Raw genomic sequence first — 23,799 nt, forward strand, 5'->3', positions numbered from 1 at the left:
ATACCGCTCAGACAGCCTTATTTATCTTAAAACTGATCAGATCAGTTTTTTATTTAGAATGCAAAACCAACACGAACACCAGTGATTACACTTGGTTTGATGTTGAAAGAGCTTCCTGCTGATTTGTGCTCAACAGTAGTCGTAACACCAGCAGCTGTAGCTGTAGTTTTAGTTTTTCCTTCTTTTTCGTAAACAAGACCTAAACCAGCTTCAACACCTAAATACATACGTTTTGCGATGTAATAATCAGCACCAACAACTCCACGAAGACCGAAAGATACATAACCTGGACCTTTAGTTTCGTTGAAAATGTCTTTTGTATAAGTAACACCTTTGTTGGTTGTGTTTTCAGAAGTTTCTGTTCTTGAACCTGTTCCGAAAAGGATATCACCACCTACGTAAGGAGATAAACGGTCAGTACCAGTGAAGTGTTTCTCGATACCTAAGTTGATCAATACGTTAGTTGCTTTTTGAGTGAAAGTACCTTTTTGATTGGCATCAGCACCATAAGCGTTAGTTTTATCATTAGTTGAGCTTACATTGAAACCTAAACGGTAAGCAACTTTTTCTTTGTTGAAATAACGGAAACGTAATAAAGCAGCACCATCATTCAATTTGAAATCTGTGTTGTTAATACCGCCTGTTAAACCAAATTCAGTTGTAACGTCACCTGCAACTGGTTTGAAATCCTGTGCTTGTGCTGCTACTCCAAAAATAGTCATTCCTAAAAATAATAATACTTTTTTCATAAATGTGTGTTAAGTGTTAAATAGATGTTAATTAACTGTAAAATTTACGGGTGCAAAAGTAGGCTTAATAGAATTATTTATGTCAAATTATTGTCATTAGAGCTTTTTCAGTCGCTAACTGGCTGATAGTCTGGTCAGTTTTTTTGCCTTTTGTTGGTTTGTTATTTCAATTGATTATTTGACCATTATATTTAATACGTCAAATGCTGTTTTGGCTTAACTTTCAGATATTTAATGCGTTATGGCTGTTGTTTTGGCCTTTATTGCCTTTGGTACTCCGATTTAGAGAAAAAGAAAAGTTTGAGTTTATTTAGGTTTTAGATCCTGTTTTGTGACGAAAATAAAGGGAATTGGAACAAAGAAAAACAGCGCCTGAATGAAGCTTAAAACTGTATTCAATCGTTTGCGTGAAATCCCGGTTTTTTAGTTCAGATATTTTCGTTTAGATAAAATTACTCGTTCCCATGCGGTAAAAATGGTTTTGGTAACTTTTCTACCCTAATTCCTATGACTTAAAGCATTATATTTTTTTGTGAGTAAACCCCAAAAATTTACCCTCAGCTGATTTGCCTTAAATATTTCGTTATCCACCTATTTAAACACAACCGTTTGCATAAAGTCAGTCCCTTATGGACCTTTATTTAGGGATTACTATACGCAACATTGGCTTAAATATTCTTAACAGGTTCAGGAAAGGGTTTGGACGGATAAACTGTACCTGATGCCGGCTTCGCAGAGTCAGATTGACCGATCAAAAAAGGTGTATTGACACAAACACCAGGATACAGCAAATAATTGATGTCCGTTTAAATACCCGGAAAAGCCGCTGTAAAAGAATTACAGGAGCTTTTCTATTTCCCTTGTTATTTTGATAAATTGCTTTTTTGCGGGAAATACGGGGTCTTTTCTTTGCGGGAAATACGGGTAACTCATTGAATATTATTGTTTAAGTTTGCTTTTAAATTAGACGTTACGCTCGAAATAATGAAATTTATACTCTTAATTATAGGTTTTCATATTCTAATAGTGGGTGCTGTACTCCGAATAAGCAAATCTGAAAATAATTTTAATAAGTGCATCCGGCTCATTCTTGGCCTTTCCTTATTGCATGTTATTTATAAGCTAACTCATCTGTATTTTATCAGTAACTGGTTGCCCAATGAAATTGGGAGCCCGATGGCCCTCCTGTACGGACCGTTATTTTATTTTCTATATCTGACGGCGGGAGAAAAGCAAATCCCTGTGAAGACGGTTTTAGTCCACAGCATTCCTTTCCTCTTTTTAACCTTGTTGTATGTGACTTTGACGTACGGCCTGCCGGAAGAAAGTGGCGAATGGCACAGCCGAAGGTTGATGATCAATTCCTTTCATCACCTCAGTTTATCCCTTTCTTTGGTTTCTTATGCGTTTTTTACCGGCTATAAAATGAAGGCAGTGCCACCTGCCGCTCCTGAAAAAGACCGTTTAATTAGCCAGATGATCATTATTGAAGGAGCCTGGGCGTTCATCGTCGCATTGCTGGCGATTGATTCCTTTTGGATAAAGCTAGAATTTGCATTTAATCCTTTGGCTTTGCTGTATGGAACCCAGGTAATGGTGTCCGGACTTTTGTTCCGCTACCTCTTGCTACAAAAGGCGCCTTTGCAATCCGACCAGGAAAAGCTGTCGCCTTCGCGTTATTCCAAATCAGGCCTGGAAGAAGAAACGTTAAAAGCATATGAGTATAAACTGCACAGTCACCTTAAAACTTCAAAGATTTACCTTAAACCGGCACTGTCTTTAGCGGTGCTGGCAAAGGAAACGGAGATCCCGAAACACCATTTCTCTCAGTTGCTCAATGTCCATCTGGGAAGGAGCTTTTATCAGGTGATTGCCGACTATCGGATTGCACATGCAATGGAACTTCTGGAGGAGGCAGGAGCTCAGTTTACTATAGAGTCTCTGGCCTATGAATGTGGATTTAATTCGAAAACTTCATTCAACAGGTATTTTAAAGAAAAAACAGGTTGTACACCTTCTGATTATCGCGGGCTGAAAAATGCGGGCTAGCAGTGTTAATTTTTCCTGAAAAGAAACGTTGCTCCCAGCTGGGATGTCGAATGTCCCACACCGTTGACCCATTGTTGCGGTTTTCTAACGATACATTTGAGCCGGATAATTGTGCTTCCTAAGCGCCTTACTGAAATAGACCTTGCAATGATGAGGGGTATACTTTTGAACCGAATGATGATGTCATGATAAAATACTTTCTCTGCAGCATTATAGTTTTAACTTTTGTAACGTTATATCTGGGTTATAAAAAGAACAACCATAGGCTTTTCCAATGTATAATCAGTCTGCTTGTAGCAGGCATCCTCTTTAACGTTACCGCTCTTTTTGTAAGTGAACAGATTTTATTAGAAAGAGACTATATTCTCTACCTTCCTTTTGCCTTTCTGTATGGTCCCCTTTTGTGTTTTGCCTTTCAGTCCTTATCGGACACTCCGTTTAAGCCCTGGAAAATTCTGCTGCACCTAAGCCCTTTTGGATTTGCGGTGCTTATTTATATCCTCAGGTATACTGATGTCGGGTTGTTTGAAAATCAATGGCTGAGGTATTCTTATCATACCGTACGAACCCTTTTTCTACTCGTCTATGCTTTAAGTATCCTCTTTTTTTATCGCTTTAACCATAATGTAGCCTATCGCAGCGCGCAGAAACTGATTCAGTGGCTGGGATTTTTAATGCTGATTTGTAGTATAATCTACATCATTTTTGCTTACAAAACCATTTTTTATGGAGAAACAGCGGATAAAGTGATCCCGGGAAGATTAATTTATGCGATCTTGTTTGCAGGGGTATTTCTTGTCTTTCGCTATACGATTAATGGCTTTATTTCCCCGGAGGGGAGCAAACTGGAAACAGATAGCGGGAATAAAGAAGAGGAAGTGAAGCGTTACCAAAAAAGTACGCTTTCTGAAGCGCTTTTAGACAGCTATGAACAACAGTTGTATGCGCTTATGATCCGGCAAAAGGTTTTCCTGGATGCGGAGTTATCACTGGCATCTCTTGCCAAAGAGCTGAGGATTCCCAAGCATCACCTTACCCAGGTGTTGAGCGTAAGGGTAGGCGAAAATTTTTACCATTATGTCAACCGTTTTAGAATTGATTATGCTTGTAAGCTCATCAATAAATCAGTCGTAGACCTGACGCTGGAAGAGCTGGCTTATAAAAGTGGTTTCAACTCTAAAACCTCTTTTAACCGGTATTTTAAAAGCCAGGTGGGTTGTACACCCTCTGAATACCGCAACCTTTAAACCCGTAACCACTTTGATAAAATCTATCACCTGCTGTATTATTGTATTGTCATCGGTAACGTTATACCTGAGTTCTTGTATAGGAAAGCCCGGTACTTTCGACCGCATGATCAATATCGGCTCCATAGTTATCCTTTTTCATGGCGCTTTTGTACTCTTCTGCGAAGTGTGCTTTCCCCTGGAACCCTACATCGATTCGGCAGCACCTTTTGGCCTGGTCTACGGGCCGCTTTGCTATTTGTCATTTTATGCCATTTCCGGAAAGATGCCGAAGAAGGGCCGTACATTCCTGCACTTTGTACCTGCCACTATTGGCCTGATCCTGTACTTTCTGCTATTGCTGCTTCCCTCATTCCGCGCTGCCTGTCTGAAGTCTATCCTCCACTGGTTATACCTGTTTATCGCAATTTCAATGATGGGGTGTACCGGTTTGCTCTTGTTCTGCAACGGAGTGGATGAAAAGGAACATAGCCGGGAGGGAAAGACGATGGTGTCTGCGGTGTTTATTCTTGTTTTTATAGTCGCCCTGTTAATTGGTGTTCTTATGTATTCGGGCGCTATCTCCAGAAAGGAAGCGAGTGCAGTCCTGCCAAGAATGGTCATTTATTTTACTATGCTCACGGTCATGGTGTTCGTATTCAGGTATCAGGTAAACAGGATGCTTAAAAAATAGAAAGGCCAGTCCGAAAACTTACCTCATTGCAAATCTGTTGTGCCGGAGGCATCGTTAAAAATGTCAGAAATATTTTAAGTGCCGAACATACCTTCCGTTTACTAAATGACAAGCCCCTTAATTTGAAATCGAAAGAAATATGCTTTCAAAGGGCTTCAATTTCAGGAGTTTCTTTGACCGTTGTTTCAAATCGCAGACGAGCGGTACGCCATCGGAGTATAAGGGTCAAAAAGAAAGGGAGGATCGGCTTTTTAGGTGTGCCAGTTAAATGGCGTGTCGTGCTTCCCGCTTTTCTGGTACATTCTAAAGTCCTGTTTTATACAACTTTGCGCCCATTCTGATACAACGCAGAACAGGAACAAAAATTATCGCATGAAACACGCTACTAGAATTTTTCATTTTGCATCATTACTGATGTGCTTTTTATTTGCGGCCAGCTTTAGCAGTTATGCAGACGGCTCAAAGGACATTTATCCGGATGGGGTAAAAGGAGGACGGGCAAGGCTCAGGGCAAGTACGGCAAGCAGCGCATCCTATCCTTTTCCAACATTAGGAACACATTATGTTTATGCAAAAGCGGGGGAAGTCATCGCAATTGCTTCAAGTACGCAGGGAGTAGCTGCGAGTAACGCTGCCAATGTTTCCAGATTGATCCTGACAGGGCCGGATGGAAGTATGATCGTGTCTCACCAAACTCCACGTACCGGAGCAGGTAGTGAAGTGGGTAGGATTCCGGACCGTAATGCGGAAAAACTCGGGCCTCATCTTCCAAATCAGGCAGATGGTGGATATACACCTTATTATTACGACGTTCCCGCAGGTGCCGGAGGGATTTATAAGGTGGAGTTTATAGCTAATGGTGGCGAGACGAGCACAACAACGCAACGCCAAAGCGATGTCTATGGCTATGCAGACTGGGCGCAAAATAATTCATCGGCGACAATAGCAGCCTGGGATATTTCCATCAGCAATGCGGCGAAAAATGCATGGCAGAAAGGAAGGGTTTATGCAAATATCCTGAATATGGATATCGATGCAGGTTTCAAGGACAATTATAATTTCTATGGACAATTAAAAATCCTGACAAAGGATGGCTATACTTATAACGTAAAGAACAATGGAAATAATGGGATTTCCTTTACTTTTTTTGTCAACAATAAAGGTTTTGTAGATACGGATGGTCAGCCGCTTTATCAAAGTTTAAATACCACTACCGGTATCTCCAGCAAAATTCAGAATCCAACCACAGAAGATACCGAATCAGGTATCACACATAAAATATTTTATACTTTGCCGGATCCTGATCTGCCACAAACGGCGAATGGAGCTGTTCCAGGGGGAACAACATGGCTGAAGAATCCAAGACTTATACCAACTGTAGAGAATTTGAATATCGTTGGAGTAGATGGTACAGTCGGCCAGGTGAGTAATAAAGGAGGGCGAATTCGTTTTGATGCCAACCTGGCCGGGCGGTTTAAAATGGAAATTGCAAGTAAAGTTGCCGCAGGGAATCCGGGTTATTTTCCAACACGCGCGATTTCAGGGAGCGCATTGGCCGGAACAAATAATGTCCCATGGGATGGGAAGGATGGCGCCGGAGTTCCTTTGCCGAATGGCCAGGTTCCCGCAATTTTAAATATTCAATTACAGGGAGCAGAGGTGCATTTCCCTTACTTCGATATGGAGATCAATCCTAATGGAATGATTCTCGAACTGTTGAATGCCCAGTTAAATGGCGTACAGTCGGATATCGTATATTGGGATGATAGTCTGATCCTGCCTGCCAGGGATATTCCTTCAAACCCGGTTAATGCCAGTCAGTTTATTACACCATTGGGGACAAGCAGTTCGGTGAATGGTCACAAATGGGGCAGCTCGAGCAGCCCTACATCGGGAACCTTTGCTGATGAAAGGTCTATAGATACCTGGACATTTATTCTCGGGGCAAAAGAAATTAAAGAGATCACAGTCGATGTAAAAGAGGCCGATCTTGAAGTCATCAGTATCGTCCCTTCAAAAACGATCGTTACTAAAGGGGATGAACTTTCTTATACTGTTAAAGTAAAAAACGGCGGGCCAAGTGATGTAATTGGAAAAAAAGATCCCATTACCGGAATTTACGACAATACCGGTGCGCCCTTTACTTTTAAATTACCTGCAGGTTTTATCATGGGCGACATGCAGTTTGTATCTGCCTGTGGTGCTACCGAAGCAGTTCCTGTAGTTTTCGACCCCGCAACCGGATTGTATAAGTCTGTATTGAAACTCGCCAGCGGTTGTGAAGGTCAGTATGTTTTCAAAGGAACAGTAGGTCCTGCAATGGTGGCCGGAAATATGGAGGTATGGGCAACAATTATGCGCCCTAATGATGTCACAGACATTGACGCGACCAACCCGAATCCAAATGTGCCACCAACAAACCCTTATTTTGAATGTAGTGCATACGACCCTTTAAGTGGTCTGGCCATCCCTTGTAATAACATCAAGAAAAATAATACGGCAACAATCATCAACAAAATCACTGCTACAAAAGAAATTAACGGGAATCCCGCTAAGGTAAAAGCAGGGGATGTGCTGACTTATAACATCATCTTAGAAAACACGAATAGCACGGATAAAACAGGGGTAACTGCAAATGATGTTCTTCCCGCAGGATTGGTAGGGGCAACGGCGATTTCACATAGCGGGATTTTAACCGGAACAACGGTGACCTGGGCAAACCTTACGGTTCCTGCAAACAATAAAATAACGCTGAGCTTTAAAACAACGGTTGGTCCGAATTCAACAGGAATAACTTCCATCAGGAATGTGGCCAGCGTGGTTGATCCGATAGATCCTACAACTCCTTTAACCCCGGAGGTATTGGTGCCGGTAGAACTGGTCAGCAGTTTTACCGCGGTCAAAAAAGTGACAGGGGGATTGCTAAACAATAAAATTACAGCAGGATCAGAAGTTACCTACAGTATAGAGGTTCTGAATACAGGAAATACGGCATTGGCCAATCTTGAAATTGCTGATGTGATTCCTAATCAGATGAGCTATGTGACAGGAACAGCAGATAATGCAGGTGTTTTAACAGGTAATACCCTAAACTGGGTGATTAATGTCCTTGTCGGCCAGGCAAAAACAGTAACTTTCAAAGTAAAGGTTGCGGATAACCTTACCGGTATTGCGGCGATCAAAAATATCGCAACAATTACTGATCCGGCAAAGCCATTAACTCCGGTAAGCCCGGAAGTAGAGGTGCCAACAGATCCGATCCGAAGCTTTACAGCTGTAAAATCCGTTAGTGCAGGATTAAATAATAATAAGATCGTTGCCGGTTCAACGATTACTTATAGTATTGAGGTTAAGAATACCGGAAGTACTGACCTGACAGGTATTAAGATCTCAGATATTATTCCTGATCATACCACTTATAAGGCAGGAACAGCAGATAACGGAGGTGCCATCACAGGCAATACCTTAAACTGGACGGTTAGTGTTCCTTTTGGTCAGACCAAAACCCTGACCTTCCAGGTAGAAGTGGCAAAAGACCTGACCGGTGTTGCTGTGATTAAAAACGTAGCAGCAGTAACCGATCCGCTTACACCAACCCATCCTCCGGTAAATCCAGAGGTGGAAGTGCCGACAGACCCGGTCAAAAGCTTTGCCGCAACTAAAAAAATCAGCGCGGGATTACAGAATAATAAAATTGTTGCCGGCTCTACGATCACTTATAGCATTGAAGTAAAAAACACAGGAAGCACCGCATTAACGAACATCGCGATTGCGGATAACATCCCAAACCATACCACCTATGTTAACGGAACTGCCAATCTTGGAGGTAGCCTGACGGGTAGTACCCTAAACTGGGTGGTTAATCTGGCCTTTGGCGAAAGCAAAACGGTAAGTTTCCAGGTGAAAGTAGCGGATGATCTAACTGGAATTGCGACGATCAAAAACGCAGCAACAGTAACCGATCCGACTATACCAGCCCATCCTCCGGTAATTCCGGAAGTGGAGGTGCCAACAGATCCGGTCAGAAGTTTTACTGCAACCAAGAAAATCAGTGCAGGATTACAGAACAATAAAATTGTTGCCGGCTCTACAATCACTTATAGCATTGAAGTAAAGAACACGGGAAGTACTGCATTGACAAATATTGCCATTGCGGATAACATTCCGGCAAATACCACCTATGTTGAAGGAACTGCCAATCTTGGAGGAGGTCTGACAGGAAATACCCTCAACTGGGTGGTTAATTTAGCCTTTGGTGAAAGCAAAACGGTAAGTTTCCAGGCAAAGGTCGCAGATGATCTAACTGGGGTTGCGACGATTAAAAATGCGGCAACAATTACAGATCCTGTCGTACCCACCAATCCTCCGGTAATTCCGGAAGTAGAGGTGCCAACAGATCCGGTCAGAAGTTTTACTGCAACCAAGAAAATCAGTGCAGGATTACAGAACAATAAAATCGTTGCCGGATCCATCATCACTTATAGCATTGAAGTAAAGAACACAGGAAGTACCGCATTAACGAACATCGCAATTGCGGATCACATACCAGGCCATACCACCTACGTTGAAGGAACTGCCGATCTTGGAGGTAGCCTGACGGGTAGTACCCTCAACTGGGTGGTTAATTTAGCCTTTGGCGAAAGCAAAACAGTAAGCTTCCAGGTAAAGGTAGCGGACAATTTAACGGGGATTGCGACGATCAAAAATGTGGCAACGGTTACGGACCCGACCATTCCGACTAACCCTCCTGTAATTCCGGAAGTGGAGGTGCCTACTGATGCAAAGCGTAGTTTTACGACTGCAAAAAGAGTGGTAAGTGGCCTTGTGAACGGAAAAGTAGCATCGGAGGCCGAATTGATCTATGCAATTGATATGGTCAATACCGGAGGAGAAGACCTGATTGGGCTAAGCATCGCAGATGATCTGCCTGTTGGGACGAGTTTTGTCCGTGCAGATCAAAATGGTTCAGCAAGTGGAACCCGCGTAAACTGGACGATTGATGTTCCCTTCGGACAAACTAAAACGGTGTTGTTGACCCTGAAAGTTGCGGCCGACTTATCGAATGTGGAAACAATTGTTAATAAAGCAATCGTAACCGATCCAAAAGATCCGGCTAATCCGAAAGTGCCGGAAGTAACGGTAACTACAGAACAGAAGGCAGCGATCACCTTGTCAAAAACGGCTATTGCAGGAGATCATCAAAAAGTAGGGGCGGTGATCAGTTACCACCTGGTATTGAAAAATATAGGCAACGTAGCGGTAAAAAATATCATCATTACCGATGATAATGCCGATGCAGGAAGCATCAGCCCGGCAAGCATCGCCAGTCTGGCACCTGATGCAACAATGAACATTACGGCTAAACATACCCTTACCCAGGAAGATCTGGATAGAGGATATGTGAGCAATCTTGCAAAAGCAGATGGTAAAGATCCTAAAAACAAGGAGGTGCATGCAGAATCGAAAGATCCTTCGCCGGTGCCGGGAGCACCAACGGATCTTGCCTGTAAAGATTGTACGGTTACGCCGATCATTCAAAAAGGAGCATTAACCTTATCGAAAACGGCTGTCGCAGGTACCTATAATAAAGTGGGAGGAGCAATTAACTATAACCTGGTCTTGAAAAACACAGGAAATGTAACCCTCAGAAACATCATCATTACTGATGATAATGCAGATGCGGGAAGCATCAGCCCGGCAAATATTACAAGCCTGGCACCTGGTGCAACAGTAAACATTACCGCTAAACATACCCTTACCCAGGAAGACCTGGACAGAGGATCTGTAAGTAACCTGGCGAAAGCGGATGGAAAAGATCCTAAAAACAAAGAGGTACATGCAGAATCGAAAGATCCTTCGCCGATACCGGGAGGACCAACGAATCCGGGTTGTAAAGATTGTACCGTGACGCCAACAGAACAGCTGGCAGGAATAAATCTGGTAAAGAAAATCACCAATAAAGGAAGCGGTGAGCAGGATGCTTTCATCCTGAATGATCAGATTGAATATACGTTTATCATCAAAAACACAGGGAATACTACCTTAACAGGAATCACCTTAAACGATCCTTTATTAGGAGGCTCAGCGATTCGGGTCCCCGGATCTTTGGCTCCGGGTGCAAGCATGAGCCACAAGGAATATTATACCATTACAGCCGCAGATATTGCGGTTGGTAAAGTGACCAACCAGGCCACAGTAACCGCGAAAGATCCTAAGGGCAAAGAGATCACCTCAGTGTCGGGAACGGATGCCGGAAATAATGATCCAACAGTGATTTCGCTGGCAAAACCACCTGTCGCGAAAGATGACCTTGCGAAAGCAGAACAAAATAAGCCGGTTAAAATTGAAGTACAGAAAAATGATGAGCCTGGAAACAGCCCGGTCATTCCGGGAAGTACAAGGATTATTACCCAGCCGAAAAATGGAACACTGACCCTAAACCCTGATGGAACTGTCACCTATACGCCAAATCCCGGCTTTACAGGAACAGACGAATTTGTCTATACGGTAACCGATAAAAACGGACAGATCTCTAACCCGGCAACGGTGAAAGTTGAGGTTACGCCTTCTAAGCCGATGGCTATTGATGATGTGGCGGAGACGGAGTTCAATAAAGAAATCGAAATTCCTTTACTGCACAATGATAAAACGGATGGCGCTGCTTTTGAAAAGCCAACAGTAGAAATTATAGAACAGCCGAAGCATGGCGTCCTGAAGAAAAATCCGGACGGTACCGTAGTATATGTGCCTAACAGTGGCTTCACAGGGAAGGATAGCTTTACTTACAAGGTGAAAGATGCCAATGGAAACTGGACGAATGTAGCGACGGCAAACATTACGATTAAAGGCTTTTTTATTCCAAATGTCATCACCCCTAACGGCGACGGAAAGAACGATGAGTTTGTGATTGTAGGTCTGGAAGAATTCAATAGTGCCGAACTGACCATTTTTAACAGATGGGGAAATGAAGTATACCGCAATGGCAATTACAGGAACACCTGGACCGGCGAGGGATTGAATGAAGGAACCTATTACTACCTGATCCGATTGAAAAAGGAAGGTAAACTGGAGGTTTATAAAGGATGGGTATTAATCAAAAGATAGTTGATCAAATCATGAATAAGGACATTATAAAAAAAGGAATACTGGCTCTTGGATTAACCGTTGCTGGTTTGCTTCCGGCAAAAGCCCAGCAAAACATTCAGTTCTCCCAGTATATCTTTAACGCGCTGAGTGTTAACCCTGCTTATGCAGGATACAAAGAAGAATGGTTCGCTCAAATGGCTTTAAGGAGTCAGTGGAGCGGACTGGATGGAGCTCCCCAAACGGGGCAGCTTTCTATCGATGGGATTGCCGATCCGACGCGTAAGAATGTTGGCCTGGGTCTGCAGCTTAGCGCGGATAAACTGGGTGCACAATCTTCTACCTCTGTATATGGCAATTATGCCTACCGCCTGAGGTTAGATGCAGAAGATACACAGCGGCTGAGCTTTGGCATCGGCCTTGGCTTAACACAGTATGGATTGGATGGGAATAAACTGAAGCCAAAAGATCCCGACGACAGGGAATTGCCTGTCGGAAAGATCAGCAGCACGATTCCGGATATGCGCTTTGGAGTGTATTATAGCAGTCCTAAATGGTATATCGGAGCATCCGTGATGGATATGTTCTCGGGAGATAAATCGAATGGCATGTTTAAATGGGATGGCAATACGGTAGATAACCTGAAACGTAAACGCCATTTTTACCTGATTGCAGGAACCTTGCTGAACTTGTCGGAAGACACGAAACTGAGACCAAGTTTGCTGGTGAAGGAAGATTTTAAAGGCCCGACGAGTCTGGACCTCAGTGCGATGCTGATCTTCGGACACCGTTTCTGGCTGGGTGGCTCGTTCCGCACGGGTGTTTCCCTATGGGACAAGGACTATACTAAAGGACAACGCCTGAGCCATCAGAATTCTATCTCTGCCGTCACTCAGTTTTATGTAACGGAGCGCTTTAGGATCGGTTATTCTTATGATTATATCACGAGCAAATTGAGCAGCATCCAGAATGGAACGCATGAGATTACCATTGGCATGACCTTCCCCGGTAAAGACAAACGTTTACTTAGTCCAAGATTTTTTTAACATGATAAAAACGACTTATACCTTCCTGACCACAGCATTATTGTTATGCTTTTATGGATCTGTTGAAGCACAGGAACAACCCGACCTGAGAGCACGGGCCAACCGCCTTTTTCAGGAGTATCAATATGCGAATGCCGCTAAAGGATACCTGAAATTGGTGGTTGTGAAAAAACCAAAGCTAAAGGATATGGAACGTCTGGCCATTTGTTACCGGAAGATGAACAATTTTGAAGATGCCGAAACCTGGTATGCCCGCATTGTTGCCGATCCGGAAAGCAATGACGAAAACCTGATCCTTTATGGAGAGGTACTTAAAACAAATGCCAAATATGAACAGGCAAAAAAAATGTTGCAGGAGTATGCTGCTAAAACCGGAAAACAGGAGGCAGTAGCCAATGAATTGGCCGGTTGTGATTCTGCAGAGGTCTGGATGGCTCATCCAACCGCTCATAAATTGAGAAATGAAGCGGCCGTAAATACGCAAAACGCGGAGTTTGCTGCTTTTCCTCTGGGATCAACGGTTTACTATGCCGGAGAACCTGCAAAAGGTCTTAATGGGAAAATATACGGATGGACAGGCAGTTCCTTCCTGAAAATTTTCACTGCGGAAAACGGCGCGGAAAATGTACTTTCCAATCCTTTGCCGGCTTTGAATAACCTGAATACGGAAAGCTTTCACATGGGGCCGGTAACCGGAAATAAAGCTGGGGATGTTTTGTTCATTACCCGTACTTATCCAGGGAAAAATGGGGAACTGAGCAGAGAAAATAAACGAAGTTATAAAACGAATACGCTGGAACTGTTTATTCAGAAAAAGATAAACGGAGCATGGCAAAAAGCCGAAGCCTTCCCTTATAACAAGGTGCAGGAATATTCTGTAGGGCATGCGGCATTAAGTACTGATGAAAACACACTGTATTTTGTTTCTGATATGCCGGGAGGTTACGGAGGAACAGACATTTGGTATGTTACTGCAAATACAGATGGTACCTGGTCAGCACCTTTAAATGCCGGGAAGGACATCAATACCGCGGCTAATGAGCTTTTTCCCACAATTGCTCCTGATGGAACCTTGTTCTATTCAACCAGCGGTCTTCCGGGAATGGGAGGCCTGGATGTCTTTAGCAGTAAAGGCCTGGCTTCAAGCTGGAGCAAGCCACAAAATATGAGATTCCCCCTGAACTCTGCTGCGGATGATTTTGCCTTCGTGATCAACGGGGCAAACACCGCAGGCTTTATTTCTTCCAATCGTAAAGGAGGTAAAGGGGATGATGACATTTATTCCTTCAGCCATCAGAAGGCAAGAATTATCCTGGCTTTAGCCGGGGTTACCTATAATAAGAAAACCGGCGAACAACTTCCCGCAGCTGCGGTCACTTTATTTAGCGCAGGGCGAACCATTACCGGTAAGCAAAACAGTAAGGATGATGGAACCTTTTTCTTTGAGCTGGAGCACGGCGTTGACTATCGCGTGCTGGCTACAAAAAATGGTTTCTATGGCGACTCTGCCAGCTTAAGTACCATTGGCATAACTAAATCAGATACGCTTAAAGTAGCTTTAAATCTAAATCCACTGTTTGAGAAAGGTAAGGTCCTGAGTTTAGAGAACATCCATTATGATTTTGATAAAGCCAATATCCGTAAAGATGCAGCTCAGATTCTGAATGAACTCGTTCGCACTATGCGCGACAATCCAACCTTAAAAATTGAATTGGGAAGCCATACCGATTCCCGTGGGGTAGATGTCTACAACCTGGACTTGTCACAACGAAGGGCAAATTCGGTGGTAAACTACCTTGTTTCCAGGGGGATTTCCCGCGACCGTATGACTGCTATGGGGTATGGAGAGCAAAAGTTACTGAACCGCTGTGCAAACGGAGTGGCTTGTTCTGCTGCAGCACATCAGGCAAACCGCCGGACGGAATTTAAAGTCCTGGAATTTTAGTCCGAATACCCGGCCAGGGAGGCCAGATATGGAGGATTTACTTCAAAAAAAGCTTCAAAAAAGAAAAGGGAGGTGCAAATACACCTCCCTTTTCTTTTTAATATCGTTATTTCGTTAAGATGCGATCGTTGCCGTCGTCCTTCTTACAGCCGTTTTTTTTACAGCGGTAATGATGGCATTCGTATCAAATCCACACAATGCCCATAATTCAGGTTGTTCTCCATGGTCTATAAACTCATCAGGAATGCCCAGACGTACCACATGTGAATTGTATTGATGATCTGCCATAAACTCGAGTACAGCGCTTCCCATACCGCCTTGCAGACAGCCATCTTCTACTGTGATCACGTTTTTATAACGTTTGAAAACGTCATGTAATAAAGCTTCGTCCAGAGGTTTCACGAAACGCATGTCGTAATGTGCCGGATGAATGCCCTCACTGTTCAGCTCTTTGCAAGCTTCAACAGCAAAGTTTCCAACGTGTCCGATCGTTAATATCGCCACATCTTCTCCGTCACAGATTTTTCTGCCTTTTCCAATCTCTAATACTTTAAATGGACGTTTCCAGTCGGTAAGCACCCCGTTTCCTCTCGGATAACGGATCGAGAATGGTCCTGCATTTTCCTGCTGTGCAGTATACATCAGGTTTCTCAGCTCTTCTTCATTCATTGGAGCCGCAACGGTCATATTTGGAATACAACGCATATAGGCAAGGTCATAAGCCCCGTGGTGAGTTGCCCCATCAGAGCCTGCAAAACCAGCCCTGTCTAAACAAAATACCACATTGAGGTTCTGAATGGCCACATCATGAATCACCTGATCATAGGCCCTTTGCATAAAGCTGGAATAGATGTTACAGAAAGGAACGAGTCCTTGTGTAGCCAGTCCGGCAGAAAAGGTAACCGCATGTTGTTCTGCAATACCCACGTCAAATGCACGGGTAGGCATGGCTTTCATCATGATGTTCATGGAAGAGCCCGAAGGCATGGCAGGAGTAATCCCGACAATCTTTTTATTCGCTTCGGCAAGTTCTACCAGGGTATGTCCAAAAACATCCTGGTATTTCGGTGGCTGAGGCTTATCAGAAACCGGCTTTTTAATCTCTCCGGTGATTTTATCAAATAATCCGGGAGCATGCCATTTGGTCTGGTCTTTCTCTGCAAGCGCAAAACCTTTTCCTTTTACCGTTACACAGTGCAACAGCTTAGGGCCGGGAATGTCTTTCAGGTCAGAGATAATTTGTGCCAGACGTTGTACATCATGACCATCCACAGGGCCAAAATACCTGAAGTTTAAGGCTTCAAATAAGTTACTTTGTTTCAGCAAGGTCCCTTTAATGCTTTTCTCAATTTTCTTTACAAACTTGTGCGCGTTAGGCCCCAGTTCAGAAAGCTTGATCAAAACATTGGAAATGTCATCACGAAAGCGGTTGTATGATTTAGAAGTGGTAATGCTCGTTAAATATTCCTTTAAGGCGCCAACGTTCGGGTCAATAGACATGCAGTTGTCGTTCAGGATCACCAACAGGTTCGAGTTCTCGATGCCTGCATGGTTTAATCCTTCAAAAGCCAATCCGGCAGTCATGGCTCCATCACCGATTACCGCAACATGCTGGCGGTCTGTTTCTCCCTTATAATGAGAGGCTACAGCCATTCCCAGTGCGGCAGAAATAGAGGTGGAAGAGTGGCCAACACCAAAGGTATCGTATTCACTTTCACTGATCTTAGGGAAGCCACTGATCCCGTTCATAATACGGTTGGTATGAAAAACTGACTTTCTTCCGGTCAGGATCTTATGGCCATAAGCCTGGTGTCCAACATCCCAAACTAATTTGTCGTAAGGCGTATTTAAAGCGTAATGTAAGGCTACTGTAAGTTCTACAACACCCAGACTTGCGCCAAAATGCCCCCCGTTTACACTCACCACATCAATAATGTACTGACGCAGCTCCTGGCAGATTTGTTCAAGGTCTTGTTCTTTATACTGCTTTAAATCAGCAGGATAATTAATGTTTGGTAATAATGGACGGGTAATATCTTCCATGCAGTGTTTTATAGAATAGAAGTACAAAGTAAGGTATTTTGTTGCCAAACTAAGAAGGAAAATCATTAATTTTACAAATTAATACTTCAATAAATGACTAGAGATACTTTAATTTTTGATTTGATTGACAGGGAATTGGACCGTCAGGAAAATGGCCTTGAACTGATAGCTTCTGAAAACTTTGTAAGCAAACAGGTAATGGAAGCCGCAGGATCGTGTTTAACAAATAAATATGCCGAAGGCCTTCCGGGAAAACGATATTATGGCGGTTGCCAGATCGTAGATGAGGTAGAAACCTTAGCTATTGACCGTGCCAAGCAACTTTTTGGTGCAGAATGGGTAAACGTACAGCCGCATTCAGGTGCTCAGGCAAATGCTGCGGTAATGCTTGCTGTGATTCAGCCGGGAGATAAAATCTTAGGATTTGACCTTTCTCATGGCGGACACTTAACCCATGGTTCACCGGTTAATTTTTCAGGAAAACTGTATCAACCGTTATTTTATGGTGTTAAAAAAGAAGATGGACTGATTGACTATGCTAAACTGGAAGAAATTGCGCTAGCAGAACGTCCAAAACTAATCATATGTGGTGCTTCAGCTTACTCAAGAGAGTGGGATTATGCATTTATCCGTAGTGTAGCTGATAAAATTGGTGCATTGGTACTTGCTGATATTTCACACCCTGCGGGAATGATTGCCCGTGGATTATTGGCGAACCCACTCCCACATTGCCATATCGTAACCACTACTACCCACAAAACCCTTCGCGGACCCCGTGGCGGACTGATCATGATGGGTAAAGATTTTGAAAATCCTTTCGGACTAAAAACACCTAAAGGTGAAACAAGAATGATGTCTTCTGTATTGGATATGGCAGTATTTCCTGGAACACAAGGTGGCCCGTTAGAGCACATCATCGCAGCTAAAGCCATCGCTTTCGGCGAAGCATTAAGTGACGAATATTTAACTTATATCAAACAGGTGAAATCCAATGCTCAGGCAATGGCTAAAGCTTTTATGACAAGAGGTTATGGCATCATCTCAGGTGGTACAGATAACCATTTGATGTTAATTGATTTGCGTAATAAAAATATAACTGGAAAAGCAGCGGAGAATGCGCTGGAAAAAGCAGATATTACCGTGAATAAGAATATGGTTCCTTTTGACGATAAATCGCCTTTTGTAACTTCAGGTATCCGTGTCGGAACTGCAGCAATTACAACAAGAGGCTTTAAAGAAGCTGAAATGGAAACTATAGTTGATCTGATTGATCAGGTAATTACCAATGCGGAGGATGAGAACAATTTGAAAGCGGTAAAGGAAAAAGTAATTAACCTGGTAAGTCGGTTCCCCTTATATAAATAAACCGGGACTGAATTGCTAAATGTTAACTAATAACCAGAATTCATCAACTAATGAGAAAGAGCGCTTAAGGGCGTTGCGTGATTATGATATATTGGATACTCCTCCGGAGAACGAATTCGATAATATCACCAAGCTGGCCAGCTTGATCTGCAACACACCTATTGCGCTAATCGTATTAGTTGATGAAAACCGGTTGTGGTTTAAATCTGTTATAGGACTTCAATGTAGAGAAGTACCAAGGGATATCTCTTTCGCAGAATATGTGATGCAGAGCGATGAGGTGTTCGAGGTCTGTGATACCCTCAGTGATGAGCGCTTTATCAACCATCCCGCCGTGATCGACGGAAGCCATGTGAGGTATTATGCCGGTGCACCGCTGATTGATGAGCATGGCTTTAAGCTCGGAACGATCTGCGTTTTCGATCAGGTTCCCAAAAAACTCAGCAACGAACAAAAAGAAGGCATTCAAATTCTTGCCAAAGAAATCATTACCCATATTTCCCTCAGGAAAAAAGCGCTCGAACTGAATATTAAAAATCAGCGTTTTGAAGAACTATTGACCATTTCTACCGTATCACCCGAAATTCATTGCATACTGGATGATAAGGGAGAGTTGTTGTTTGTCAACAGTGCGATTACCAATGTGCTCGAATACGAGGTGGAGGAAGCCATAGGGTTAAGTGCCTGGGGGCTTTGCTACCGGGACGACATCACAAGGGTTGTCAACACCATCGAGGCCGGGCTCTCTGCCGGAATTAAGCAGTTTAATGTAGATTTCAGGATCGTCAGTAAAAGCGGGGTCATTCGCTGGTTAAGCTGGAATATGGTCTGTAAAAACAGGCGGTGGTACGCATATGGCAGAGACATTACCGAAAATAAACGGGTAGAAAATGAGCTGATGAAGCTTTCTTTCGTTGCCAGTAAAGTAAACAATGCGGTGGTCATTAACGATGCGAGCAATCATGTGACCTGGGTAAATGCTGCTTTTGAGAAAATTACCGGATTTACACTGGAAGACATGAAGGGCAACCGGCTTGGCGACCTGATTCAGGGGCCTGGGACGGACCTGGAACTGATCGAACAGGCCAGAGAGCTGACCAATAATAACCAGTCTTTTACCGTCGACCTTTTAGCCTATCGTAAGGATAAACAACCCATCTGGTTGTCTATCTATAATACGGTCGTTTTTAATGACGAAGGAAAGGTAGAAATTGAAGTAGAGATCATTCTCGACATTACAGAAAAGAAAAAAGCAGAAGAAGAATTGCAATTGCTGTCTTTAGTGGCGAGCAAAACCGATACGGGAGTAAACATCTCCGATGAAAATGGAAATACGACCTGGATTAATCATTCCCTGGAAAAACTGACCGGCTATTCTTTAAGCGAGTTACAGGGACTCCCGCTGGGGGATATCCTGGCGCCGGAAGGAGATGCACAACGCAAACTCATTCTGGCCTCCAGAGAGAAAGCAAGCAACCGGGAATCTTATGCAATAGAAGTTCAGGCAAAGAAGAAATCCGGGGAGTCGATCTGGCTTTCTGTTTCCAATACCCCGATCGTGAATGAGAAAGGGAAGGTAGAACGGCAAATCGACCTGATTACCGATATTTCCCAGCGAAAACAGGTGGAAAAAGAAATGGTAGAAGCCAAGGAGCAGGCCTTGCAGCTGAGTGCGGCAAAAGAAATGTTCCTCTCGGTGATGAGCCATGAAATCAGAACGCCCTTAAATGCGGTGATCGGGATGGCACACCTGCTGTTGGACAATGATCCGAAAGAGTCACAGCTTCATGACCTTAACCTGCTGCGGTTCTCCGCAGAAAACCTGTTGAACATTATTAACGACATTCTGGACCTTACCAAAATGGAAACGGGAAATGTGCAATTGGAAACCATTCCGTTTAGCTTAAAAACACTGGCTTCAGACGTAGTGAGTTCCCTGCATATGACCGTATCTGCGCGTAATAACAAGCTGGAGCTGATCTGCGATGAACATATTCCAGGGTATATTAAAGGAGATAAAACGCGCCTGTATCAGGTGCTGATGAACTTGCTTGGTAATTCAATAAAATTCACCCAGAGCGGAAATATCATATTGCGGATCCGGCAGCTCAGTGAGGACGATAAAAATGTATTGATCTATTTTGAGGTTCGGGATACCGGAATCGGAATAGCACAGGAGAAATTAGCTTATATCTTTCAGCCATTCATTCAGGCCAGAACAGACATCTCCAGAAAATATGGCGGAACCGGACTGGGACTCACCATTACCAAGAAGATGCTGGAGCTCTACGGCGCGGATATTTTTGTGGAGAGTGAAGAAGGAAAGGGAACGGTATTTTATTTCTCCATTTCTTTTGAAAAGGCATCGGATTATATCCCTCAGGTAAAGACCCTGAGGCAGCCGGATATGTTTACCGATAAACGGATTCTTGTGGTTGATGATAATGAGATCAATGCGCTGATTGCAAAGCGGATATTTGGCAAATGGGGACTCAACCTGGATTTTGCTTCCGACGGTGAAGAGGCGATAGAAAAGGTGGCGAATAACATTTATGACCTGATCTTTATGGACATAAAAATGCCGGGAATTGATGGGTTTGAAGCCACAAGCCTGATTCGCGCGATGGAGGGAGCTTATTTTAAAAATGTACCAATTGTTGCTTTAACAGCCTCGACGCTCCATGATGAGCATAATAAGTTCAATGAATGCGGAATGAACGGACATATCTTGAAGCCCTTTAAGCCGGAAGAAATGCGGAATATCCTTTCGGAATACCTGAGGTAAAATTAATAACCAATTGTTTTGACCAGAAAATCTGCCCTCTCGGTAATGGATATCTTTGGGATTTCTAAAATATCATATCCTAGCTTTGTGTAAACGTGACGCATCATTTCATAGGTTTCTACAGCTTCAGCAAAAGTTTGTTTACGCTCAGTATCGTTCCTGTAGATCTCTTCCCATGGAGGGGTGATAAAAACGAAAGGATGGTAACGCAGGTTTTTAGCAATTCCTTTCATTTCCCGGCCTGGCTGTAGCCGGCAGAGTTCCATATAGCCGATGACATCAGGAATGCCCCGGTCAAAAAAAACCGGCTGTTCCTGTTCTCCGCAAGTCAGGAAGTCCTCATGTGCTTGCCGGAACATGAGTTCCCCAAACAATCTTGGTGATTTCCAGGGGAGCGCTATCCCTTTTATATTCATTTGATGGATAATAATTTGCCGGCCTGTCTCCGGAACACAAGTGTACCCTCTCTTTGTCATCTCCTCAATGAGCGAGGTTTTGCCCATTCCAGGGCCACCGGTAATTACAAAGAAGTTCTTTCTGTTTACTGTTTTCATGGAGCATATCTAAATGGTATCGTCTTTTGGAAAAAGAGCAAAGCTGACCGATTCGTTGTTTTTTATAAGGCACAACAGATTCAGACAAATTTAAAGTTGGGGGAGGAAAAGAGCAGTTTTTAAAGAAAAGATAAAGGGCCGATATCTCACGAGTGTGAAATTATCGACCCTTAAATTAACGCTCTCAAGGACAAAGTAAAGGAAAAGAAATTAATTGGCAAAATTTATTTTTAAATAATTTGATTTCCATGGGCTAGAGCGTTCAGAACAGGCATTTGTAAAACCTGGAAAAAGTAAAGGGCCGATATTTCTGTGTAGAAAATATCAGCCCTTACCATCTAAATTAACGCTCTCAAATATATAAACGAGCTTATTCGCAGAATGTTATAAGGAGAATAATTTTTTATCCTACAAAGGCCAGGGTTGCAAAGCTGACTTTGTTGATGCCACATTTCAACAGTTCCAATCCACAAGCCTCGAGTGTGGCTCCGGTGGTCATGACATCATCTACGAGTAAGATGTGTTTATCTTTCAGCGCTTCGCCATTTCTGACCTCAAAGGCTTTGGACATATTTTCAAATCTGAGGGATCTTCCTTTTCTGGTCTGGCTGTCGGTGGAGGATTTTCTAAGAAGATGAACCTTGCTCATTGGGATTTGTAATACCTCAGCAATGCCTTCAGCAATACCAGCACTTTGGTTGTATCCGCGTTGCCGTTCTCTTTTTTTATGGAGAGGTACAGGGATAATCAGGTCTATATGTTGGTAAGCAGGGGCAAGGAGCAACCTTTCTCCAAGTAACTTGCCCAGTTTGATGCCCAATTCAGGTTGGTTGCTATATTTTAAATGGTGGATGATTTGCTGGACCCGGCCCCCTTTTCTGAAAAACAACATGGCCATAGCCGCATGACAAGGGATCCGGCCCCAGAATTGTTTCGCTACTTTATTCTCTTCATGCAGGTGATGGTCTGTATAAGGAAGGTTGTACAGGCACTTACTGCACAGCTGTGATTCTCCTCTGTAAAGCGAAGTTCCGCAACCGGAGCAAAGGTTTGGAAATAGCAGACTTAAAAAATCGTTAAAATACGAGCTGATCAGGGGCATAGGCTAATCTATAAGAATTAGCCATCTGTTGGTTGAAAACGGTCTTAATTTTGTTCTTTCACCGCCAGCTGTCCGCAGGCAGCATCAATGTCTTTACCTCTGCTTCTTCTGATATTGGTATTTACCCCCTGACTTTTCAGGTAATTTGAAAAGGCATCGATTTTATCTCCCTCTGCGTTGAGGAAGTCTGCAAACTGGATCGGGTTATATTCAATCAGGTTCACCTTGCAAGGTACGTGTTTACAAAACTTAGCCAGCTCCATTGCATCTTCGATCTCATCATTGAAATGATTGAAGACGATATATTCGTAAGTAACCGGGTTCTTTGTTTTTGAGAAATAATATTTTAAAGCTTCTTCCAGTGCCTTTAATGAGTTTTGTTCATTGATTGGCATGATCTCGTTTCTCTTTTTGTCGTTGGCAGCATGAAGAGAAATCGCCAGGTTAAACTTAACACCATCATCACCCAGCTTTTTAATCATCTTGGCAATTCCGGCAGTAGACACGGTAATGCGTTTGTACGACATGTTTAAGCCGTCTGGTGAAGTAATGCGGTCAATGGATTTTAATACATTGGCATAGTTCAGCAGGGGTTCTCCCATTCCCATATATACGATATTGGTTAAAGGGGCATTGTAGTTTTTCTTGGCTTGCTGATCAATCAGGACCACCTGATCATAGATCTCATCCGCATTCAGGTTCCGCTTGCGGTCCATATAGCCCGTAGCACAGAATTTGCAGGTTAAGCTACAGCCCACCTGTGAACTCACACAGGCCGTCATGCGCTCTTCCATAGGGATCAAAACCCCTTCTACGATATTGCCATCATACAACCTGAAAGTGTTCTTGATGGTATGGTCATTACTGAACTGGGAGTTGTTTACTTCGACTACATTGATCGCGTAATTTTCTGTAAGTTTCTTTCTAAGGTCTTTAGAAAGGTTACTCATCTCCTCAAAAGTACGTGCTGATTTCTCCCATAGCCATTGGTAAACCTGTTTGGCACGGTATGAAGGTTCCTGCATCGCTATAAAATGTTGCTGCAGTTGAGGAAGATCCAATGAACGGATGTCTGTTTTTTTTGTAGTCGTAAGCATTTGTTGCAAAGTTACCTAAAAAAAGAATAAGCCAGACAAAATTGATTTTGCTGGCTTAATA

The 23,799-nt window shown here is 43.2% G+C and carries 13 protein-coding genes; 8 read left to right on the forward strand and 5 right to left on the reverse strand.

Annotation, left to right across the window (positions count from 1 at the left end; genetic code table 11):
• Nucleotides 1-53: 53 nt before the first annotated feature.
• Nucleotides 54-749, reverse strand: coding sequence for a hypothetical protein (locus tag BLQ87_RS15470; protein WP_074608382.1), 696 nt, complete (start codon nucleotides 747-749; stop codon nucleotides 54-56).
• A gap of 1,176 nt (nucleotides 750-1,925) precedes the next feature.
• Here BLQ87_RS15470 and BLQ87_RS15475 point away from each other — a divergent pair.
• The 6 genes from BLQ87_RS15475 to BLQ87_RS15500 all read left to right on the forward strand — a co-directional run bounded on the left by BLQ87_RS15475 (nucleotide 1,926) and on the right by BLQ87_RS15500 (nucleotide 14,792).
• On the forward strand, nucleotides 1,926-2,798 hold the full coding sequence (locus BLQ87_RS15475; protein WP_074608385.1) for a helix-turn-helix domain-containing protein: 873 nt from the start codon (nucleotides 1,926-1,928) through the stop codon (nucleotides 2,796-2,798).
• Between the two features lie 185 nt (nucleotides 2,799-2,983).
• The gene (locus BLQ87_RS15480; protein ID WP_074608387.1) at nucleotides 2,984-4,045 is read left to right on the forward strand and encodes a helix-turn-helix domain-containing protein; all 1,062 of its coding nucleotides are present in this window, start codon (nucleotides 2,984-2,986) and stop codon (nucleotides 4,043-4,045) included.
• Between the two features lie 13 nt (nucleotides 4,046-4,058).
• A complete protein-coding gene (locus tag BLQ87_RS15485) occupies nucleotides 4,059-4,718 on the forward strand; it encodes a hypothetical protein (RefSeq protein WP_143010458.1) in 660 nt (219 codons plus the stop codon).
• Nucleotides 4,719-5,090: 372 nt separating this feature from the next.
• Nucleotides 5,091-11,822 carry a DUF7507 domain-containing protein gene (locus BLQ87_RS15490; protein WP_083361897.1) on the forward strand — a complete coding sequence of 2,244 codons (6,732 nt, stop codon included), beginning with the start codon at nucleotides 5,091-5,093 and terminating at the stop codon, nucleotides 11,820-11,822.
• 11 nt (nucleotides 11,823-11,833) lie between these two features.
• Complete coding sequence (locus tag BLQ87_RS15495) at nucleotides 11,834-12,847, forward strand: PorP/SprF family type IX secretion system membrane protein (protein WP_143010459.1); 1,014 nt, start codon at nucleotides 11,834-11,836, stop codon at nucleotides 12,845-12,847.
• 1 nt (nucleotide 12,848) lies between these two features.
• Nucleotides 12,849-14,792: an OmpA family protein gene (locus BLQ87_RS15500; protein ID WP_074608393.1), complete on the forward strand. Its 1,944-nt coding sequence runs from the start codon at nucleotides 12,849-12,851 to the stop codon at nucleotides 14,790-14,792.
• 114 nt (nucleotides 14,793-14,906) lie between these two features.
• On the opposite strand, the gene dxs is transcribed toward BLQ87_RS15500, so the two are convergent.
• Entirely contained in the window at nucleotides 14,907-16,835 is a 1,929-nt protein-coding gene (dxs, locus tag BLQ87_RS15505) for a 1-deoxy-D-xylulose-5-phosphate synthase (protein ID WP_074608395.1), read from the reverse strand.
• 93 nt (nucleotides 16,836-16,928) lie between these two features.
• Here dxs and glyA point away from each other — a divergent pair, with 93 nt between their 5' ends.
• Nucleotides 16,929-18,200, forward strand: a complete 1,272-nt coding sequence (glyA, locus tag BLQ87_RS15510) for a serine hydroxymethyltransferase (protein ID WP_074608397.1) — start codon at nucleotides 16,929-16,931, stop codon at nucleotides 18,198-18,200.
• A 19-nt stretch (nucleotides 18,201-18,219) separates the two neighbouring features.
• A complete protein-coding gene (locus BLQ87_RS15515) occupies nucleotides 18,220-20,985 on the forward strand; it encodes a PAS domain S-box protein (protein ID WP_074608399.1) in 2,766 nt (921 codons plus the stop codon).
• A gap of 2 nt (nucleotides 20,986-20,987) precedes the next feature.
• Here the strand turns inward: BLQ87_RS15515 and BLQ87_RS15520 are convergent, their stop codons facing one another.
• From BLQ87_RS15520 to rlmN, 3 genes are all read right to left on the reverse strand, one after another.
• Entirely contained in the window at nucleotides 20,988-21,539 is a 552-nt protein-coding gene (locus tag BLQ87_RS15520; RefSeq protein WP_074608401.1) for an AAA family ATPase, read from the reverse strand.
• A gap of 403 nt (nucleotides 21,540-21,942) precedes the next feature.
• Nucleotides 21,943-22,641, reverse strand: a complete 699-nt coding sequence (locus BLQ87_RS15525; protein WP_074608403.1) for a ComF family protein — start codon at nucleotides 22,639-22,641, stop codon at nucleotides 21,943-21,945.
• 44 nt (nucleotides 22,642-22,685) lie between these two features.
• Complete coding sequence (rlmN, locus tag BLQ87_RS15530; protein ID WP_074608405.1) at nucleotides 22,686-23,738, reverse strand: dual-specificity RNA methyltransferase RlmN; 1,053 nt, start codon at nucleotides 23,736-23,738, stop codon at nucleotides 22,686-22,688.
• Between the last annotated feature and the right edge of the window lie 61 nt (nucleotides 23,739-23,799).

The organism is Pedobacter steynii (assembly GCF_900103665.1).
Lineage (GTDB): Bacteria > Bacteroidota > Bacteroidia > Sphingobacteriales > Sphingobacteriaceae > Pedobacter > Pedobacter steynii.

Bases quoted from the DNA above. Each gene is read 5' to 3' on its own strand.
- BLQ87_RS15475 (WP_074608385.1), top strand. From the start codon at position 1,926: ATGGCCCTCCTGTACGGACCGTTATTTTATTTTCTATATCTGACGGCG.
- dxs (WP_074608395.1), bottom strand. From the start codon at position 16,835: ATGGAAGATATTACCCGTCCATTATTACCAAACATTAATTATCCTGCT.
- BLQ87_RS15480 (WP_074608387.1), top strand. From the start codon at position 2,984: ATGATAAAATACTTTCTCTGCAGCATTATAGTTTTAACTTTTGTAACG.
- BLQ87_RS15500 (WP_074608393.1), top strand. From the start codon at position 12,849: ATGATAAAAACGACTTATACCTTCCTGACCACAGCATTATTGTTATGC.
- BLQ87_RS15515 (WP_074608399.1), top strand. From the start codon at position 18,220: ATGTTAACTAATAACCAGAATTCATCAACTAATGAGAAAGAGCGCTTA.
- BLQ87_RS15495 (WP_143010459.1), top strand. From the start codon at position 11,834: ATGAATAAGGACATTATAAAAAAAGGAATACTGGCTCTTGGATTAACC.
- glyA (WP_074608397.1), top strand. From the start codon at position 16,929: ATGACTAGAGATACTTTAATTTTTGATTTGATTGACAGGGAATTGGAC.
- BLQ87_RS15525 (WP_074608403.1), bottom strand. From the start codon at position 22,641: ATGCCCCTGATCAGCTCGTATTTTAACGATTTTTTAAGTCTGCTATTT.
- BLQ87_RS15470 (WP_074608382.1), bottom strand. From the start codon at position 749: ATGAAAAAAGTATTATTATTTTTAGGAATGACTATTTTTGGAGTAGCA.
- BLQ87_RS15520 (WP_074608401.1), bottom strand. From the start codon at position 21,539: ATGAAAACAGTAAACAGAAAGAACTTCTTTGTAATTACCGGTGGCCCT.
- rlmN (WP_074608405.1), bottom strand. From the start codon at position 23,738: ATGCTTACGACTACAAAAAAAACAGACATCCGTTCATTGGATCTTCCT.
- BLQ87_RS15490 (WP_083361897.1), top strand. From the start codon at position 5,091: ATGAAACACGCTACTAGAATTTTTCATTTTGCATCATTACTGATGTGC.